The organism is Thiocapsa marina 5811, from assembly GCF_000223985.1.
Lineage (GTDB): Bacteria > Pseudomonadota > Gammaproteobacteria > Chromatiales > Chromatiaceae > Thiocapsa > Thiocapsa marina.
In genome coordinates this window covers 195,941-213,155 of sequence record NZ_AFWV01000009.1, presented here as the reverse complement: position 1 = coordinate 213,155, position 17,215 = coordinate 195,941, and the positions used below count along the sequence as shown (strand labels likewise).

The following is a 17,215-nucleotide window of genomic DNA, read 5'->3' as shown; positions in this document are numbered from 1 at the left end:
CCGCCGACGAGCTGTGCTCGCCCTTCGGTGCCGGCTAGAACACCGGTTCGGCGAAGTCCACCGTGATCCTCATGACGTTGTAGCCCGCGGATGGGCATGCTAATTTAGGCCGCATCTTACGAGGTAAGAAATCGAGGTTCTCATGCCGACCGTCACCGTTTCCGACAAGGGTCAGGTGGTCATCCCCGCCGCCATCCGCCGGCGGCTCGGTCTGGTGCCAGGCAGCAAGCTCGACTTCGAGCTTGAAGGCGACGGCATCCGGGTACGCCCGCTGAAGTCGATACCGCCGTCTCGTGCCGAGGACGGCTACGGCATGCTCCGCTGCGCACTGCCGGGCGAGCGCCGCCTGGCGGACTTCGACGCGGCCGAGGCGATGCGGGCCGAGGCCGATGATCGCCGTTGATACCAACATCCTCGCGCGTTTTTACGTCGACGATCCAAACGACCCGGAGGCCGACAGGCAGCGTCCCATCGCCCGAGCGATCATGACGGAGAGCCCCAGCCTGTTCGTGCCCCTGACCGTGGCGCTGGAGCTGGAATGGGTGCTGCGGGCCTTCTACCGTTTCGAATCCGCGCAGGTCGGTTGCGTCTTCGAGCACCTGCTCGGCCTTGGTCACGTCAATACCGAGGAGTCCGAGCGCGTCGCCGCCGCGCTGTCGCTTGCCGCCGACGGTATGGACTTCGCCGACGCCCTGCACCTGACGGCCAGCCAGCACTGCGAGGCCCTCTACACCTTCGATGATCGGCGCTTTGCACGCCGGGCGCGCCGGCTCGGCTGTGCGCCGCCTGTACAGGTGCCGACCGATGAGACACTTTGACCGGCAAGGGCTTCAGCGGCAACGCGGAGACGAAGAGGCATGGATCCGGTTGTCGTGATCGACTTCGAGACCACCGGTCTCTCGCCGGACATGGGCGATCGCGCGACCGAGATCGCGGCCGTCTTGATCCGCGACGGGCGCATCGTCGATCAGTACCAGAGCCTGATGAATGCCGGTGTGCGCATCCCGTCCTTTATCGAGCACCTCACCGGGATCAGCAACGCCATGGTGCGCGAGGCACCGCCGGCTAGCCGAGTCATGGCGGAGGTTGCGGACTTCGTCGGCGACTATCCCCTGGTCGCCCACAACGCCTCGTTCGACCGCAAATTCTGGGATGCCGAGCTGGCGCGCATCGGGCGCAGGACGCCGCAAGCCTTCGCCTGCTCGATGTTGGTCTCCCGTCGTGTCCTACCCCAAGCACCCAATCACAAGCTCGGCACCCTGGTCGAGTACGCCGGGCTACCGGTCACCGGCCGCTATCATCGAGCGCAGGCCGATGCCGAGATGGCGGCGCATCTGACGCTGTATCTGGAGCGGGCCTTGATGGCGCGGTTTGGGCTCACGGAGGTTAAGCACGACCTGCTCGGGCGGATTCAGCGGACGGCGAAGACACAGCTTGAAAGCTGCATCGCGCGTTACGGCGGGTCGGCAGCGGTAAGCGGATGAGTTTCGCGACAGGTGTGTTCTGATGCCAACCGTGAGGTTATCAGGAAACTTCGGATTTCTGAGGCGGGACTTGGGGTCAAGACTTGAGCCCGATGTCCCTTGCTCCCGCACTTATGGCTTTGCTCCATGAGCAGGCCCGGCTGTGTGGTACATTTGAGACCTGCGCCCAGGTTCCTTGACCCCGCGTTCCTCATCTAGAACACCTTCGCCCAGATGATCACAGAAATTCTCTGGCCCGAGGACAGAATCGATCATATCTCTCGGCATGGCGTAAGCCCTGATGAATTCGAAGAAGTGTGTTTTGCGCGGTCGTTGCTGCTCCGAGCAAGGTCAGAGGGCGCCAACCCGGTCTATCATGTTCTCGGAGAAACACTTAGTCACAAGCATCTGCTTTGCATTGTCATCCAGTTTCCCGACGGCAAGGGATATCCCGTTACGGCTCGCCCGATGACCGATCGCGAACGGGCACGATATCAGCAGTGGAAAAGAAAATGAAACACCTACCGACAACCGACTCAATCTCGGAGCTCGCGGCCTTTTGGCAGGTCCACGATCTCACGGATTTCGAAGATGAGCTCGTCGAAATCAGCGAACCGGTATTCCAGCGCGCAGAGGAAGTTTCCATTCGTCTGGCATCCGAAGACATCTCCGCTCTCCGAAGAAGAGCAAGGCGCGAGCACCTCTCTGAAGCGGACCTGATATCAAGATGGGTGCATGAGCGTTTGCGCGGGAACGAGAATTCGCCAACAAGTCGCTAAAGGCAAAACGGGGCGTCGGCAGCGCAGCCGATCGGGCGCGGCATCATGATGTTGCCGAGGACCGGCGCTCCGTCCAGCCGCCAGATGCTCGTCGATCGCGATTGCGATCATGACCGCGGCAATGCAGAGGGCTCGACCCCGCGGCTCAAGCTGGGTATCTGCTCTCTGATACCGATGCCCTCTGTATCGCGTTGCGGCGCGTCGGCAGCGGCAAGCGGATGAGCTTCGCGACAGGAGTGTCTTGATGCCAACCGAAGCGGTATCCCGGAACTTCGGATGTCTGCGGGCCTATGAGCAGCAGCTTGATCGCCTCGGCGCCCTGGCGGAGCGCTATTTCGCCGATGATCCCTCGACCTGCCTGATCAAGCTCCGCCAGCTCGGCGAGGAGCTGGCCCGCCAAGTGGCCGCTCGGAGCGGTCTTCTCGTCACCCCGGACGAGCTGCAATCGGACCTGTTGCGTCGTCTCAAATTCGAGCGTGCGGTTCCTCCCGAGGTCCTCGACCTGTTTCACCAGGTCCGAATTCTCGGCAACCGCGCGACGCACCATGGCGACGGCGACCATCGGGATGCCCTGAACACGCTCAAGATCGCCCGGCAACTGGCGATCTGGTTTCACCGGACCTTCGGAAAGGACACCGGCTTCAAGCCCGGCCCTTTCGTGCCGCCGACCGCACCGCAGGCCGCTTCGGAATCCCTCGTGGAGGAGCTGGAGCAGCTGCGCGCCCAACGGGCTCAACTGCTCGACGAGGCCGAGAAGGTACGGGAAGCGGTCGAGGCGGCGAGGGTCGCTTATGAAACCACCGAGGCCCGCGCCCGCCGGATCGACGAGGAGCGAGAGCTGTGGGCCGCGATTGCGCAGGACGCGGAGGACCAGAAGAACGCCGCTTTGGCCGACCTGCTTATCCTACAGACGGCCGCCGCCCAAGCCACGCCGCAGCAGAAGGCCCGTCAGCAGCAACAGGCCGAGCAAGCCGCCAAAGGGATCGATCTCGACGAGGCCGCGACGCGTGCCATCATCGACGAGCAACTGCGCATCCGAGGCTGGGAAGCCGATACCAAGGTCCTGCGCTACAGCCAGGGCGCACGCCCGGCCAAGGGCAGGGCGATGGCGATTGCCGAATGGCCGACCGCGAGCGGTCCGGCCGACTATGCACTCTTCTATGGCTTACCCTGTCTCGGCACGGTGGAGGCGAAGCGCGAACGCAAGAACGTCTCCGCCGCCGTCGATCAGTCCGAGCGCTACGCGCGCGACATCATCCTCGAGGACGGCGAGGCGGAGGCGAGCGGGGGGCCATGGGACGCCTACCGAGTCCCCTTCGTCTTCGCGACCAATGGACGGCCCTATCTCAAGCAGATCGAGACCGAGAGCGGCATCTGGTTTCGCGATACCCGCAAGGCCACCCATCACCGCCGCGCCTTGAACGACTGGCCGACGCCGGACGGGCTCAAGGCCCGGCTGGAGATCGACATCGAGGCCGCCCAAGAGGCCCTCAAGATCCAGCCGATGGTGTTCGGCTTCCCCCTGCGGCCCTATCAGCAGCAGGCCATCGAGGCGGTCGAGCGGAGCATTGCCGACGGCTTGCGGTCCCTGCTGGTCGCCATGGCGACCGGAACCGGCAAGACCAAGCTCGCCATCGCCTTGCTCTTTCGCCTCCTCAACGCGAAGCGCTTTCGCCGCGTCTGCGTCGTGGTGGACCGCAGCGCACTGGGGCAGCAGACCGGCGGGGAGTTCTCGTCCACCAAGGTGGTCGGGACCAAGACCTTCGCCGACATCTTCGATCTCAAAGGGCTGGACGCCGCCCGTCCCGAGCCGGAAACCAAGGTCCACATCTGCACCATTCAGGGCCTCGTGCGCCGGGTGCTCTACAACGCCGATCCGGCCGATGTACCGCCCATCGACCAGTACGATCTGATCGTCATCGACGAGTGCCACCGGGGCTATCTCCTCGACCGCGAGCTCTCCGACGGCGAGCTCAGCTTCCGCAGCGAGGCGGACTACATCTCCAAATACCGCCGGGTCCTGGAGCACTTCGACGCGGTCAAGATCGGCCTGACCGCGACGCCCGCGTTGCATACGGTGCAGATCTTCGGCGATCCGGTTTATACCTACTCCTACCGCGAGGCGGTCGTCGACGGCTACCTGATCGACCACGAGCCGCCGATCCAGATCACCACCGCCCTCTCGCAGGCCGGGATTCATTTCGGCAGGGGCGAGCAGATCGAGCTGCTCGACACCAAGACCGGCCAGATCGACCTTTCCCATGTCCCGGACCAGATCGACTTCGAGGTCGAAGCCTTCAACAAGCAGGTCGTAACGATCAACTTCAACAAGGTCGTGGCCGAGGAGCTGACCAAGCACATCGATCCTGATCTGCCGGGCAAGACCCTGGTCTTTGCCGCAACCGACGCCCATGCCGACATCGTCGTCGACCAGCTCAAAAAGGCGTTCAAGGCGCGCTACGGCGAGATCGAGGACGCCGCCATCCGCAAGATCACCGGCAGCGTCGATCAGGTCAGCGGCCTGATCCGCTCCTATCGCAACGACGACCTGCCGAAGATCGCCGTCACCGTCGATCTGCTGACCACCGGGATCGATGTTCCCAAGATCACGAACCTCGTCTTTCTGCGCCGCGTCAACAGCCGCATCCTCTACGAGCAGATGCTGGGCCGGGCGACCCGGCGTTGCGACGAGATCGGCAAGGAGACCTTCCGCATCTTCGATGCCGTCGATCTCTATCCGCATCTCCAAAACCTGACCGACATGCGCCCGGTCGTGGTCAACCCCGCGATCAGCCTGGAACAGCTGTTCGAGGAGTTCGCCGAGGTCGAGACGGACGCGCACCGCGAAGAGATCCGCGACCAAATCCTGGTCAAGCTGCGGCGGCGTCTCGGCAAGCTCTCCGGCGAGGCCCGCGAGCAGTACGAGGCGAGTGCAGGTGAAACGCCCGAGGCGACACTGAAGCGCCTGGCGGAGCAGCCGCTCGATACGAGCGTCGTCTGGATCACGTCAAGGCCCGGTCTTGGCCGTATCCTCGACTGGGAACCGGAGGCGTATGCGCCGCGCCGAATCCCGATCTCGTCTCACGATGATCGGATTGCCGAGGTCGTGCGCGGCTACGGGTCCGCCGACAAGCCCGAGGATTTTCTCGACGGCTTCACCAGCTACGTCCGCAACAACGTCAACAAGATCGCCGCCCTGACCGTCGTGGTGCAGCGCCCGCGCGAGCTGACCCGCGCCCAGCTTCGCGAGTTGCGCCTTGCGCTCGACAAGTTGGGTTATTCCGATGCCAACCTGCGCCGGGCGTGGCAGGATGCCCGGAACGAAGAGATCGCCGCCTCGATCATCGGGTTCGTCCGTCAGGCCGCCCTCGGCGACGCGCTGATTCCCTTCGAGGAACGGGTCCGCGCCGCCACGCAGCGGATCCTCGCCAAACACCCCTGGAGCGATCCGCAGCGCAAATGGCTCAAGCGCATCGCCGAGCAGATCGAGCGCGAGATCGTGGTGGACCGCTCGGCGCTCGACCGTGAGCCCTTCCAGGCGCATGGCGGTTTCAGTCGTCTGAACAAGGTGTTTGATGGTCAGCTCGAAGCCGTTCTGGGCGAGCTGAACGAGGCGCTCTGGGAAGAGGCGGGATGAGCAACCGCATCGCGGGCGCAGACGCAAAGCCAGCAACCTGATTCTGGATGACGGCTCTTTACCGTGACCGAGCGCATGTCGCGCCGCACCCGAGGCGCCGCGCCTCCGGGTACGCCGACTTCAGCCCGCCCCCGGCGTCGCTATAATCGACGCGGAACCATCCGCCGCACCCATTGGAGGCCATGATGTCTGTTGCACCTCAACCGCGTCTCTCGTTCGAGGACTGGCTCGCCATGGAGCGCGTCGCCGCGGACCAACGCAGTGAGTACGTCGGCGGTGAGGTCTTCGGGATGGCCGGCGGCACCGAAGAGCACAACCTGATCGTGCTCAATGTCGGCGCCGAGCTGCGCAACCAGCTTAAAGACAAACCCTGCCGGGTTTACCCAAGCGACATGAAGGTTCGCATCGTCTCGGATGACGTCGCCACCTACCCGGACGTAATGGTCATCTGCGGCGAGCGCCAGTTCTACGACGACCGGCGCGATGTCGTCACCAATCCGACCCTGATCATCGAGGTCCTGTCCGACTCCTCCGAGGCCTATGATCGCGGCGACAAGTTCCGGCACTACCGCAACCTGCCAAGCCTGCAGGCCTACCTGTTGTTGTCGCAATACCGAATCCAGGCCGAGCTGTTCCTGCGCCAGCCGGACGGGACCTGGAGCCTAAGCAGCTATCAAGACCCGTCGGAATCCATCCCCCTGCGCGTCGTCGACGCGGAGCTGTTACTGGCCGAGGTCTACGACAAGGTTGAGCTCTCGAGATAACCTCACGAACCGTGCATTTAGCCCCGAACCCCGGACCCCGAACCCCGGACCAGGGAATTCCACCGCAACCGCTTCAATGAACCCGATGACCGACAATCGAACCCGCGACATCGTCGCCAAGCTTTGGAACCTCTGCCACATCCTGCGCGACGACGGCGTGACCTACAACGAGTACGTCACGGAGCTGACCTTCCTGCTCTTCCTCAAGATGATGCAGGAGACCGGACATGAGGACCGTATCCCGAACGGGTACGGCTGGGAGTCATTGTCGACGCGGGAGGGTCTCGACCAGCTCGAATACTACCGTCGCCTCCTGCTGGATCTGGGCGACACGAAGAAGACGCAGGATCCCACCATTCTCGCGATCTTCGCCGACGCGGGCACCAAGCTGCGCAAGCCCGCGAACCTCAAATCCCTGACCATGGCCATCGACAAGCTGGACTGGTTCTCGGCGCGCGAGGAGGGCCTCGGCAACCTCTACGAGGGCCTGCTGGAGAAAAACGCGGCCGAGAAGAAATCCGGTGCAGGCCAGTATTTCACGCCGCGCCCGCTGATCGACTGCATCGTTCGCCTGACCAAGCCGAAGCCCGGCGAGGTGATCCAGGACCCGGCGGCAGGGACGGCGGGCTTCATCGTCGCCGCCGACCACGACATCAAGGTGCGCACCGACGATCTGTTCGAGCTGACCGAAAACCAGGCGTTCTTTCAGCGCCATCTCGCCTACCGAGGCGCCGAGCTGGTTCCGGACGCACATCGACTTTGTCTGATGAACCTGATGCTGCACGGCATCGAGAGCAGCATCGTCTGCGCCGACACCCTCTCGCCGGACGGCGAGGCCCTCGGCAAGGCCGATCTCATCATGACCAATCCGCCCTTCGGCACCAAGAAGGGCGGGGGCAGGCCGAACCGCTCCGACTTCTCGATCACGAACGACACCTCGAACAAGCAACTCGCCTTTGTCGAGCACATCGTCCGCGCACTGAAACCCGGCGGACGCGCCGCCGTCGTCGTGCCCGACAACGTGCTGTTCGAGGACAACACCGGGCGACGCTTGCGGACCTGGCTCATGGAGCTATGCGACCTGCATACCGTCCTGCGGCTGCCGACCGGCATCTTCTACGCGCAGGGCGTGAAGACCAATGTGCTCTTCTTCACGCGGGGGAAGAACGACAAGGCCAATACCCAAGCCGTCTGGGTCTATGAACTGCGGGCCAACATGCCCGCGTTCGGGAAGACACGACCGCTCACCGTGGCCGACTTCGCGGAGTTCGAGGCCGCGTTCGGCGATGATCCTTACGGCAAGGCGGGGCGGACCGATCAGGGCGAGACCGGGCGGTTCCGCTGCTTCACGCGCGAGCAGATCAAGGAGCGGAACGACAATCTCGATATCGCCTGGTTGCGCGACGAGAGCGAGGACATCGAGGAGCGGTTGAGCGATCCAGACGACATCGCTGCCGCAATCATTGTGCATTTGCGCGCGGCGCTTGAGGAGATTGAGGGGTTGACGGAGGAGATCGAAACTGCCGCCGCAGTGTCCGAGGAGGCGGCATGAGTTTCAGCCATGATGTTGCAGACCTAGTCGCTCGTTCCAATGATCCCCTACATAACACAGCCGACTGGTGGCAACGTATCCCATTGGGTGATGTCTGCAACATCTTGAATGGCTTTCCCTTTCAATCCCAATACTTCAATGGAAGTGGTGGTGCGCCCGTAATTCGCATACGGGATGTAACGTCCGGGATGTGCGCGACATTCTACAGTGGAGAAATACCAGAAGGCTATTGGGTCGAGCCGTCCGATATGGTTATCGGAATGGACGGAGATTTTAATTGTCGGTTGTGGCCGTCCGAGCGCGGTCTGCTCAATCAGCGTGTTTGCAAATTAACCCCGCAGGAAGATTTTTTAGAGAAGAAGTTTGTTTCCTATGCGCTTCCCGGTTATCTACGCCTGATTAACGAGCACACACATTCCATAACCGTAAAGCACTTGTCCTCCAAAACAATATCTAAAATACCTTTTCCCCTTCCTCCTCGTGCAGAACAACGCCGCATCGTTTCCAAGCTGGACAGTCTATTCGAGCGCACCCGCCGCGCCCGCGAGGAACTGTCTCATATCCCGCGCCTGATCGAGAGTTACAAGAAGGCGATTTTGGAGGCGGCTTTTCGAGGTGATTTGACGAGGTCATTTAGAGAGAAAAATAATCTCTCGGCATGGGAAACCAAACCACTGCATAGCCTTATCGCCGACGGACCTACCAACGGGTATTCGCCGCGAGCAGGTGATAACCCTTCAGGAACATTGTCCCTCAAGCTAACAGCAACAACGCGAGGATTTCTTGATCTGTCTGAAAGAGCAATAAAGCGCCTATCCGATGTCATTCCGGAAGACTCGCAATATTGGCTTCAGGATGGGGACATTCTGGTTCAACGTGCCAATTCATTAGAATATGTCGGAGCAACGGCAATTTTTCGTGGTCCTCCGAAAACATACATTTATCCGGACTTGATGATGCGCCTGCGGGTGAAAGATGACGTACTGCGCCAATACCTCTGGCGATTCTTAAATTCTCCTGATGCTAGAAGCTATTTCAAAAATCATGCGACCGGAACGGCAGGAAATATGCCGAAGATTAACGGCCGAACTCTGAAGGCGCTTCCGGTGCCAATGCCCTCGGAGTTAGAGATGCCGGAGGTCGTAGAGAGGATCGAGACGAAACTGGCATATGTCGAATCCACAACTTCGGAATACACGAGAGCGGTATCGTTGCTTAACCATCTCGACCAAGCCAACCTCGCCAAAGCCTTCCGTGGCGAGCTCGTCTCTCAGGACCCGAGCGACGAGCCGGCTTCGGTCCTCCTGGAGCGCATCTGCGCCGCGCGCGCCGAGCAAACCAAGAACACCCGCAGAGGGCGCGGTAAGACTGCCAACGCGAGAGTCGCCGCCTAGCCGCTCCCCGTTGATGTCGACCAAACCCCAAAGCAGTCATAGGACCGAGCACGAGCAAAGGAAGGAAGATCGCAGGGGTGACCCGCCAACGGGTCGGTCAGCTGATGCGGGGGAACATAGGGACACGTCTTGAAATCACGCAATGCGTGATTTCAAGACGTGACCCCGATGCCTGCTGGAGCATCCCGACGGCATCCAGGCGCAGCTTGCACTCGAAGCGCTGGAGCAGCCCGAACGTTCAGTTGGCGCAGGCCGATGAACGGATGATCGCCTCATTCCCCAAGGGAGAGCGGGCGGGAGCCGCTATCTGGAGCAAGGGCCACGGCGTAAGATCTGTCCCCTCACTCGACCCAGCCCTTGGGCACACCGCCACCGGGATCGACCGACCGGGTCTGAGTTGTCGCCACGCCCATGATCTGCTAGCGTCTCGATGCCGGACATCGTGTATGGTCATTGTGCAGGTGACGAGACGACGCCCGGAAAAATGAGACACCGGCTAGGCAGAATCTGTCCCGACTGAGATAGACAGATTCCGTCTATCTCACCTGACCGACACTCTGTCTAATCCACTTTTAGATGCACAAGGTCACCATGGGACAAGCCAAGCGAATGTGGGAAGAAGCCATGGAACGAGGCTTCGCAGTTGATGAGAACATTGTGGTGTGCCCCGATTGCTTTGACGAAGAAGCGTTACGGGATTTCATTAGAAACAGCGGCGGTACAACCCCGTGCACGTATTGTGGGACAGTCGGCGAAGGTACTTGCACACTGGAAGAATTGCTGGATCACGCAATGTCCTGCATTAGGACAGAATGGGGGCAACCGGCCGACGAGGGACTACCTTATGAAACAAGAGAAGGAGGATGGCAAGGTGCGGTAATAGACTCATGGGAGCTATTGGGGAACGTTGGCCTATATGCGCTGAACGGGGATTTACAGGAACAGATAAACTCGGCACTAAACGATGACGAATGGTGTGAGCGCGATCCTTTTGCACTAAGAAGAGATCAAACGCTCTATTATGGGTGGAAAGGCTTCTCGAAATTCGTAATGCACGAAGCGAGATACGTCTTCTTGAGCGCTACGCCTAAGAGCTATGATGAGTTTCAACATGATGAAATGCATCCGGTCAAAATCCTCGACGCACTTGCACACATGGTCGAGGATATTGGCCTAATCGATGCAATCAACACGACCTCAAAACTATATCGCGTCCATATTGTAGACCCCAAAGAATCGCTTACGACATCGAAGCGTCTTGGCTCTCCCCCACTAGACCGCGCCAAATATCCGAACAGGATGAGCCCTTCCGGAATATCGATGTTCTATGGAGCTTTCGATATAACGAATAAGGTTAGATCGTCCGAGCGAAGCGAGCGACGATCTGAACCGTTTGTTGGACGAGCCCGTGATCACGGCGGTGCGGAGGGGAGAGAGAAAATAGCTTTTCGAGGCTGATGGGTCGTTGAGCCTGGAGACGAGCGAGGAGCTGCGCAACCCCGGCTGCCAAGCTCGCCATCGCGGTGAACATGGCGCCCCAAGGCGCTCAAGGTGTGCATTGTGCCTGAATTGGAGGCGAGCGCCACCCTCGCCCCGTGGAAGCCGAAGTCCGGGGCTCGCCGTGTCGCCGGCGGTTACATCGCCAGTGCCTCGGGCGCCTCGAGGGTTGGCGGCAGGGTCGGTTGTGGCGAGTGCGGCGGAAGGCGTGTCTGCACGATGCGCATCGCGGCGCCGCAGCACGGGCATTTCAGCTGGGGCCGTGGCCTGAGTTGAGCGATCAGGCGCTTCGGATCGAGTCCGAAGAGCCACTGCAGCAGTGCAATGGCGCGCTTGCTGTTGGGATGCAGAAAGCCGAAGTTGCGGGCCCGGCGAAACCCTTTTAGCAAGACATGCTGGAGCACCAAGGCGAGGAAGCGCGCCCCCGGCAGGGTGCGGTATTCGAAGCGCTTGCGCTTGGCATGGCGGTAGCGAAAGGTTACCTGGCCGTTCTCGCAGGCGACGATGTCCTTCTCCTGGATGACGCCGCGATAGAGGTAACGCCCCAGATAGACCAGCGCCTTCTCGCCACGGCCGACGTTCTTGCAATCGACGACCCAGGTGCTCGTCAGGCCGGGCGGGAGGGTCAGTCCCTCGGCGGCGATGGCCGCGAGCAGCTTGGCGCGGAAGACCTTGGCCAGGGCCTTGTGATTGAACAGATAGCCGCGCTTGCCCGACTTGGTGCGCCAGCGTTTCTTGTCCGGATCAAGGGCCGCCGCGGGCACCACCAGATGAACGTGGGGATGGAAATCCAGTCGCCGCGAATGGGTATGGAGCACTGCAATCGCCCCGGCCTCACCCTGCAACTGCGTGTCATTGCGCGCGAAGGTGCGCACCGTCTCCCAACTCGCGCGGATGAGGTGATCGTAGAGCCTCTGCTGGTTGGACCACGCCAGCGGGCGCAGTGCCTCGGGCACGGTGAAGGTGAGCAGGAAATAGGTCGCCGGTACCTGCTTGGCAAGCTGACGCTCGAGCCAGCGCTGGCTCTCGTGGTGCTGACAGTGCGGACAGGCACGATGACCGCAGGAGTGCGGGACGAGTTCGGTGTGATCGCACGCGCTGCACTGCGCCCGCATCAAGGGGCTGGCCGAGGTGCGGCAGCGCTTCAGGGCGTGAAGGGCATTGAGCTGACTGGGCAGGATCGTCTCACCATACCGGGCGAGGTAGTCCGCCTCGAAGGTGGCGATGATGGCGGAGAGCAGGATCATTTCACGCCCCTCCAGTGGATGGAGAAGCCGCTCATCAAGGTGTTGATGGCCTGCTCGGCGTTGCCGCCGGTCTGACGGGTCAGGTGGGTATAGCGGGCGGTGGTGAGGATGGAGTGATGACCGAGGATCTTCTGCACCTCCAGCAGATCGACACCGGCCTCGATCAGATGTGTGGCATAGCTGTGACGCAGACTATGGGGCGTGATCTTTTTTTAATCCCGCACGCCGCGACGACCTTGCGCAGGGCCACCTGCACGCCGCCGCGATCCAGCGGGGTGCAGGCCGAGGCCGCCGCCTTGAGTCCGCCGTGGCGATTGGGAAACAGCAGCACCGGGTTGCGATGCAACCGCCAAAAGCGGCGCAGCAGCTCGAGCGTTGTATCGGGCAGTGGGACCAAGCGATCCTTGTTGCCCTTAGCATCACGGATGTGCACGCGCCGACGCGCCGCGTCGATATCGGCCACGCTCAGACGCAGCCCCTCGCCCAGTCGCAGACCGAGGCTGTAGAGGGTGAAGAAGAAGACGCGATAGCTGAGTGTCTGCGTTGTTTGAATCAGACGCCGGGCCTCCTCGACCGTCACGATATCGGGCAAGCGCTGACCCTTGGGTGGTTTGATCAGGTCCACGTTCACCCAAGGCTTGCGCAGCACATGGGCGTAGTAGAACTTCAACCCGTAGAGGTCGAGTTTGACGGCACTCCAGGAGTTGGTTTGGAGCCGATCGGAAAAGTAGTCGAGTAACTGCTGCTCGGACAGATCCTCGATGCAGCCGTCAAAATAGGCGCCGATGCGGCGCACGGCGCGGGCGTAGGCTTCGATGGTCTTGGGCTGCAGCCCCTTGAGTCGAAGGTGCTTGAGATGGGCCTCGTAGTGATGTTTGAAGCGCTCTTCGCAGGAGTTGGACATGGTGGTGTAACCTCATGATCGTGAACAGACGACCCCTCGCAAGCGAGGGCGTGAGGTTGCAGTTTAAAGCCGACGAGGCCGGCATGGGCCTTCTCCGCGAAGCGGCTTCGTCCAACTACGCCATCTGTCAGGCCGACTTGCTGATCAAGAACGACCGGCAAGCCAAGGTCTATCTCGGCAACTCGCTGATCCCGCACGACCCCCACAGCCGCGAGCCGGGCGATCAGCTTCCGGAAGCGGGATACCGTTTCGACTTCATGCTCTCCAACCCGCCCTTCGGCGTGACCTGGGGCGGCAAGGACGGCTATGAGACCGAGGCGCGCAAGCTGGTCAAGTCGCGCTATCGAGCCGGCATGCCGCGCGTGAACGACGGCGCGCTGCTGTTCCTGCAAACCATGCTGGCCAAGATGAAGCAGCCGGAGAAGGGCGCAAGCCGCATCGCCATCATCTTCAACGGCTCGCCGCTCTCCAACGGCGATTGCGGCTCGGGCGAGAGCGAGATCCGACGCTGGATCCTGGAGAACGACTGGCTCGACGCCATCCTGATGCTGCCCGATCAGCTCTTCTACAACACCGGCATCTACACCTATATCTGGCTTTTGCGCAACGACAAGCCGGCCTCCCACCGCGGCCGCGTGATGCTGATCGACGCCCGCCAGCAGTACCAGAAGGAGCCCAGATCCTTCGGCAACAAGCGCAACCGCATCAGCGATGGTCACCGTGCCTGGATCCAAGAGCGCTACCGCGAAGGCTGGGCGGAGGGCTTCGTCGACGAGCAGGTCAAGTGCTTCCGGCGCGAAGACTTCGCCTACCACAAGGTCAGCGTCGTCTTCTGGCAGTTGGACGAAAACGACCGGCCCGCCACCGTCACCGAGCCCTACGAGAAGGCGTTCACGGCGGTGAACCTCAAGAAGGAGCAGGAGTTTTACGACAGCGAGCTGACCTTTCGCGTGCGGCTGAAGATCGGCGAGACCGAGACGACGCGGACGTTCACCCTTGGTCCGAAGGACAACGCGGCTCGCCAGTTCAAGGCGCTCATGCAGGACAAGCCACAGGTGCTGGCCGTCGACTGGACCCACCGGCACTATGTGAAGGACGACGAATACATCCCCTTCGGCGAGGACATCGAGGCGTTTCTGGACCGCGAGATCGCCAAGCCGATCATCCGCTGGCAGGACAGCCCGCAGCTCGGCTACGAGATCCTGCCGAACAAGTACTTCTACCGCTACCAGCCGCCCAAGCCGGCGAATGAGCTGCTCGCCGAATTCTGGCGCCTGGAGAAGGAGGCGGAGACGCTATTGGAGGGGTTGGCGCAGTGAAGACGCCCGAATCGGATCCCGCCGTAGCCTCTGCCCCGGAGTATTCTCGGCTGGTCGAGGACCTCAAAGTCCTGATCGTCTCGGCTCGGGTCTCTGCGGCAACTGCCGTCAACCGCGCTGCTATCCTTCTGTATTGGGAGATCGGTCGCGCCATCACAGAGCGTCAGCGGGCGCACGGGTGGGGTGATTCGGTGGTCGAGATGGTGGCCGCGGAGCTGCGCCGGTCGTTTCCCGCCACCCGAAGCTTCTCCGCGGACAATGTGTGGCGGATGCGGCAGTTTTATCTCACCTATGCGGATGCGGAGGTTCCGGGACGGGCTGTCCCGGGAAGTACCCTTGGCGCCATTGACGGGTCGGGAGCCGCGATTCTGGGACACGCTGTCCCAGAAACCAAAACAGCGTCCACCCCGGACCTTGCACTTCTGTCCAGGGTACCTTGGGGACATCACCTTCTCTTGATTAAGAAGACCGACGACCCGGCCGCCCGTCTGTACTACCTTCGGGCTACCGCCCGACTCGGCTGGTCGCGCAATGTCTTGCTCAATCAGATCAAGGCCGGAGCTTACGAGCGGGCCAGGGTGGAGAAAAAGACCCACAACTTCGATCTCGCCCTGCCCGAGCATCTTTCGGAGCAGGCGGAGGAGATGCTCAAAAGCGCCTACAACCTGGAATTTCTCGGCCTGCGTCAAGCGGTCCAGGAGCGCGAGCTCGAGGATCGGCTGATCCAACGACTGCGTGATTTCCTCTTGGAGCTGGGCTACGGCTTCTGTTTCGTGGGTCGCCAATACCGACTCGTTCTCGGCGAGAAGGAGTATTTCATCGATCTGCTCTTCTACCATCGTTTCCTGCGCGCGCTGGTCGCCTTCGAGCTGAAGGTCGGTCCGTTCGAGCCCGAGCATGCGGGCAAGATGGATTTCTATCTCAACCTGCTCAACGACACCGAACGCCCACCCGAGGACAACCCCTCGATCGGGATCATCCTCTGCGCCGAGAAAGACGATGTGGAGGTGGAATACGCCCTGCGCAGCAAGGCAAACCCGATCGGAGTGGCGACTTATGAGCTGCATTCCAGGCTGCCCGGTGAGCTGAAGGGGCGGTTGCCGAGTGCGGAGCAGCTTGCTGCGGTGGTCAGGGCTGCGCTTCCGGCTGAACTGTAGATTTACCAATCCAAGTTCATGCTCAAAAAATGATCTTTTTTCAATTTCTTAAGGTTGGCCTGACGAAGATGTGCGAAGGTTCGTTGAAATGACATGGATGCCTAATTACTGGAAGAGTGATCGGCTGAAGGACGTGGCCACTATCAATGGTAGATCATTGGCGGCGAGTACAGATCCGGACTTCGAATTTGACTATCTAGAGATCTCGAATGTCGATTTTCGCGGCGTGATCGATGCCACGGCAATCCCGCGATTGCGTTATGCGGTTGCGCCTTCGCGAGCTCGTAGGCTAGTGCAGCGAGGCGATATACTGGTTTCATCGGTCCGACCGAACCTGCAATCAATTGTCTTGATCGATGGCGGTATGGAACAACTCGTTTGTTCTACCGGGTTCAATGTCGTTCAGCCGAAAGACTGGCATTTCAAGTCGAGGTTTGCCTATTACACCTTAGTTTCAGATTCGGCTCGACAATATTTCGAAGCTACAGCAAAGGGTGTCGGTTATCCAGCAGTCGACGACAGGGATTTTAATGCGCTTGAGGTTCCGATGCCTCCGCTGTCGGAGCAGGAGCGCATCGCCGATTACCTGGACGCGAGCTGCGCAGCAATCGACGCGGCGGCGGCCACCAAGCGGCGGCAGATCGCCAGGCTGGATCTTCTCAGAGCAAGTATTATCGAAAAGGCTGTCACACAAGGGTTGAGTGCGCATGCGCGGCATACCAAGATTGATCAGGACTGGATCGGGTCGCTGCCTGATCGGTGGTCGGTCACTCGAATTAAACGGCTTGTCTCGCGTTTAGATTACGGAATCTCGGTTCGGACCGAGCCTGAGGGAAGGCACGCGGTCCTCAAGATGGGGAATATTCAAGCCGGCGAGATCGTCTTTTCGAAGATGGAGTTTGTCCAGGAGGTTACCGAGGACTTGCTGCTTGCCCACAACGATTTGCTTTACAACCGAACGAACAGCCCAGACCAGGTCGGAAAGGCTGCCCTGTTTCGTGGCAAAGAGGACGACGGAGTCACGTTTGCGTCATATTTGGTTCGCTTACGGGTCAATCACCGAATTATGCCCGAGTTTCTGAACTACGTGGCTAACAGTGAAGGGTTTCTCTCATTTGCAAGGAAACTGGCAATTCCATCGGTCCAGCAGTCCAATCTGAACTCGACCCGTTATTCTCGGATGCTGATTCCGTTACCACCATTTGATGAACAGCGCGCGATCTGTGACTATCTCGACACAAAATTAGGAAACGTGAAGGAAACAATCGCCATCATTGAGCGCCAGATCGGCACGCTTACTGCGTACCGAAAATCCCTGATTCATGAATGCGTGACCGGACAGCGGCGGATCACGGCGGCGGATGTGGAGCGAGTCGCAGCGCACGCCTGATCGAAGCACAATTCGCTTGTCACCTCTCGGTTTAGGTTGGCGCCTTGGTTCCGGCGCGGAAAGCCTCACGCAGCACGCGGAGAAACAGAGACATGCTCTTGGTGCACTCCGT

Annotated in this window: 13 protein-coding genes and 1 pseudogene; 12 read left to right on the top strand and 2 right to left on the bottom strand. The window is 60.8% G+C overall.

Going from position 1 to position 17,215, the window contains the following annotated elements; genetic code table 11:
- The first annotated feature begins 142 nt into the window (after window positions 1-142).
- The 9 genes from THIMADRAFT_RS14500 (at window position 143) to THIMADRAFT_RS26680 (ending at window position 11,047) form a co-directional block, all read left to right on the top strand.
- On the top strand, window positions 143-403 hold the full coding sequence (locus THIMADRAFT_RS14500) for an AbrB/MazE/SpoVT family DNA-binding domain-containing protein (RefSeq protein ID WP_007193811.1): 261 nt from the start codon (window positions 143-145) through the stop codon (window positions 401-403).
- Window positions 390-818, top strand: coding sequence for a type II toxin-antitoxin system VapC family toxin (locus tag THIMADRAFT_RS14495; RefSeq protein WP_007193810.1), 429 nt, complete (start codon window positions 390-392; stop codon window positions 816-818). The genes THIMADRAFT_RS14500 and THIMADRAFT_RS14495 overlap by 14 nt, the downstream gene beginning before the upstream one ends.
- 39 nt (window positions 819-857) lie before the next feature.
- Window positions 858-1,484 carry a 3'-5' exonuclease gene (locus tag THIMADRAFT_RS14490; protein ID WP_007193809.1) on the top strand — a complete coding sequence of 209 codons (627 nt, stop codon included), beginning with the start codon at window positions 858-860 and terminating at the stop codon, window positions 1,482-1,484.
- 213 nt (window positions 1,485-1,697) lie between these two features.
- On the top strand, window positions 1,698-1,979 hold the full coding sequence (locus THIMADRAFT_RS25760; protein ID WP_083829293.1) for a BrnT family toxin: 282 nt from the start codon (window positions 1,698-1,700) through the stop codon (window positions 1,977-1,979).
- 507 nt (window positions 1,980-2,486) lie between these two features.
- Window positions 2,487-5,879 (top strand): type I restriction-modification system endonuclease, encoded by a 3,393-nt coding sequence (hsdR, locus tag THIMADRAFT_RS14485; RefSeq protein WP_007193808.1) that lies wholly within the window; start codon window positions 2,487-2,489, stop codon window positions 5,877-5,879.
- A gap of 185 nt (window positions 5,880-6,064) precedes the next feature.
- A complete protein-coding gene (locus THIMADRAFT_RS14480; protein ID WP_007193807.1) occupies window positions 6,065-6,643 on the top strand; it encodes a Uma2 family endonuclease in 579 nt (192 codons plus the stop codon).
- An 85-nt stretch (window positions 6,644-6,728) separates the two neighbouring features.
- Window positions 6,729-8,195, top strand: a complete 1,467-nt coding sequence (locus tag THIMADRAFT_RS14475) for a class I SAM-dependent DNA methyltransferase (protein ID WP_040731651.1) — start codon at window positions 6,729-6,731, stop codon at window positions 8,193-8,195.
- Complete coding sequence (locus THIMADRAFT_RS14470; RefSeq protein WP_007193805.1) at window positions 8,192-9,589, top strand: restriction endonuclease subunit S; 1,398 nt, start codon at window positions 8,192-8,194, stop codon at window positions 9,587-9,589. The genes THIMADRAFT_RS14475 and THIMADRAFT_RS14470 overlap by 4 nt, the downstream gene beginning before the upstream one ends.
- Window positions 9,590-10,180: 591 nt before the next feature.
- On the top strand, window positions 10,181-11,047 hold the full coding sequence (locus tag THIMADRAFT_RS26680) for a HEPN-associated N-terminal domain-containing protein (RefSeq protein ID WP_007193804.1): 867 nt from the start codon (window positions 10,181-10,183) through the stop codon (window positions 11,045-11,047).
- A 176-nt stretch (window positions 11,048-11,223) separates the two neighbouring features.
- Here the strand turns inward: THIMADRAFT_RS26680 and THIMADRAFT_RS14465 are convergent, their stop codons facing one another.
- Window positions 11,224-12,333, bottom strand: coding sequence for an IS91 family transposase (locus tag THIMADRAFT_RS14465; RefSeq protein WP_007193803.1), 1,110 nt, complete (start codon window positions 12,331-12,333; stop codon window positions 11,224-11,226).
- Window positions 12,330-13,237, bottom strand: a pseudogene (locus tag THIMADRAFT_RS14460) (tyrosine-type recombinase/integrase). Before THIMADRAFT_RS14460 ends, THIMADRAFT_RS14465 begins: the two are co-directional and overlap by 4 nt.
- An 83-nt stretch (window positions 13,238-13,320) precedes the next feature.
- Between THIMADRAFT_RS14460 and THIMADRAFT_RS14455 the strand changes: the two are divergent.
- The 3 genes from THIMADRAFT_RS14455 (at window position 13,321) to THIMADRAFT_RS14445 (ending at window position 17,103) form a co-directional block, all read left to right on the top strand.
- Window positions 13,321-14,556, top strand: a complete 1,236-nt coding sequence (locus THIMADRAFT_RS14455; RefSeq protein WP_233490259.1) for an HsdM family class I SAM-dependent methyltransferase — start codon at window positions 13,321-13,323, stop codon at window positions 14,554-14,556.
- Window positions 14,553-15,713, top strand: coding sequence for a PDDEXK nuclease domain-containing protein (locus tag THIMADRAFT_RS14450; RefSeq protein ID WP_007193800.1), 1,161 nt, complete (start codon window positions 14,553-14,555; stop codon window positions 15,711-15,713). Before THIMADRAFT_RS14455 ends, THIMADRAFT_RS14450 begins: the two co-directional genes overlap by 4 nt.
- A 97-nt stretch (window positions 15,714-15,810) precedes the next feature.
- Complete coding sequence (locus tag THIMADRAFT_RS14445) at window positions 15,811-17,103, top strand: restriction endonuclease subunit S (RefSeq protein WP_233490258.1); 1,293 nt, start codon at window positions 15,811-15,813, stop codon at window positions 17,101-17,103.
- The last annotated feature ends 112 nt before the right edge of the window (window positions 17,104-17,215 follow it).